Consider the following 1523-nt stretch of genomic DNA (forward strand, 5'->3'; position numbering starts at 1 on the left):
CGCCGGCCTCGGCGAGCCGCTGCACGAGCGCCCGGACGAGCTCGGGCTCGGCGCCCAGGTGCGGTGTCTGCACGACGGGGCCGGGCGCCTCGCGGCACGCCTGCCCGACGTCGTGGACGACGTGGAACCCGCGCGCGAGGAAGGCGGGGACCACGACCGTCGGCACGCCGTCCGCGAGGATCTTCCCGGGCCCCGGCTCCTGGACGTCCACCCAGGCGAGTCGGCAGTCCACCCCGACGAGCTGCTTGCGCGCCTCGAGCAGGATCCGGCCCAGCACCCGGCGGCCGGCGGCGGACCGGGTCCCGTGCGCGACCAACAGCAGGCGGGGGCCGGCCGGACCGGACAGGGCTGTCATGTCATCGAGCATGCCGCAATCGGGGTGCGCCGCCGCATCGGCTCGGCGAAACTGGGGGGATGAACAGGCTGGCTCCATGAACAGGCGGCGTACATGAACAAGCGGCGGCGGCCCGAGGTGTCCGTGGCCAACTGGGAGGCCGTGTACGACTTCTACGGGCCCGGTCGGCGGCGGGACTGGTTCACCTACCCGCTGCTGGCGCTCGTCGACGCGATCTACCGGCCGCGGCTGCGGATCCCCGACGAGACGATCGAGCGGCTGCACCGCCTGCACTCCGAGGGCGTGGGCATCGTCGTGGCCGTCAACCACCCGTCCGCGCACGACCCGACCGTGCTCGCGGCGGCCCTGTTCGACCGGCGGGTCCGCTTCCTCGCGAGCGGGACCGGGTTGACCAAGGACCCGTTGTTCCGCGGGCCCCTGCGACCGGTCTTCGAGTACACCGGCACGGTGCCCGTGTTCCGGGCCAAGAACTACGAGGGGACGGCGTCCGACATCCACGAGGCCGCCGCCACGCGCCTCATCGGGCTCTGCGTGGACCGGCTCACGGGCGGGGGCGTCGTGCTCACCTTCGTCGAGGGCACCAACTCCTCCGCCGACGACCTGCGCACGCTGCGGCTCGAGTCGGTGAAGAAGGGCGTCGGCATGATGGTCGCGGGCGCCCGCGAGGCCGGCGCCCCGGTGGCCGTGCTGCCGCTGGGACTCGCCTACCACGGCCGCGAGCACGCGAAACTTCCCCCGCGACGCGCCGTCGCCGCGGCGGCGCCGATCGTGGTGTGGGACTCCGGGCCGCCGCCGACTGTCGACGAGGTGCGCGCTGCCGTGCGGGACGGCATCGACGAGGCGCTCACGACCGCCTGGGGTTAGACCACGCCCGGGACGACCTCGAAGTCCACCCCGCCGGCCTCGAGCTCGCGGGCCCGATCGGCCAGGGTGGCCGATGCGGCGATCCGCACGACCCCGTGCCCCGCGGCGTACCGTGTCGCCACAAGATCCGCCACGCGGGCGGCGGGCAGGTCGGCGGCGGCTTCGAGCACCTCGACGTCGTCGTCGAGCTCCGCCACCAGCGCGGCGTCGGCCGCGCCGTCCACGACGAGCACGTCGGCGGTGTGGACGAGGCGCCGCGCACGGACGGTGAGCAGGTCGCCGTCGCCGCTGCCGCCGACCAGCG

The 1523-nt window shown here is 74.8% G+C and carries 3 protein-coding genes; 1 reads left to right on the forward strand and 2 read right to left on the reverse strand.

Annotated features, from left to right (window positions below):
• The coding region (locus HMPREF3086_RS00050) for a sirohydrochlorin chelatase (protein ID WP_305790917.1) at positions 1-355 on the reverse strand (355 nt) is incomplete at its 3' end.
• Positions 356-448: 93 nt separating this feature from the next.
• Between HMPREF3086_RS00050 and HMPREF3086_RS00055 the strand changes: the two genes are divergently transcribed.
• Positions 449-1219 carry a lysophospholipid acyltransferase family protein gene (locus HMPREF3086_RS00055; RefSeq protein WP_243699686.1) on the forward strand — a complete coding sequence of 257 codons (771 nt, stop codon included), beginning with the start codon at positions 449-451 and terminating at the stop codon, positions 1217-1219.
• Here the strand turns inward: HMPREF3086_RS00055 and HMPREF3086_RS00060 are convergent.
• A partial coding sequence (locus HMPREF3086_RS00060) for an SAM-dependent methyltransferase (protein WP_246830826.1) occupies positions 1216-1523 on the reverse strand: 308 nt, incomplete at its 5' end. The genes HMPREF3086_RS00055 and HMPREF3086_RS00060 overlap by 4 nt on opposite strands.

It is taken from the genome of Dietzia sp. HMSC21D01 (genome assembly GCF_001815995.1).
GTDB classification, from domain to species: domain Bacteria; phylum Actinomycetota; class Actinomycetes; order Mycobacteriales; family Mycobacteriaceae; genus Dietzia; species Dietzia cinnamea.

Excerpts from the sequence above, each read along its gene's own strand:
- HMPREF3086_RS00055 (WP_243699686.1), top strand. The coding sequence starts at position 449 with ATGAACAAGCGGCGGCGGCCCGAGGTGTCCGTGGCCAACTGGGAGGCC.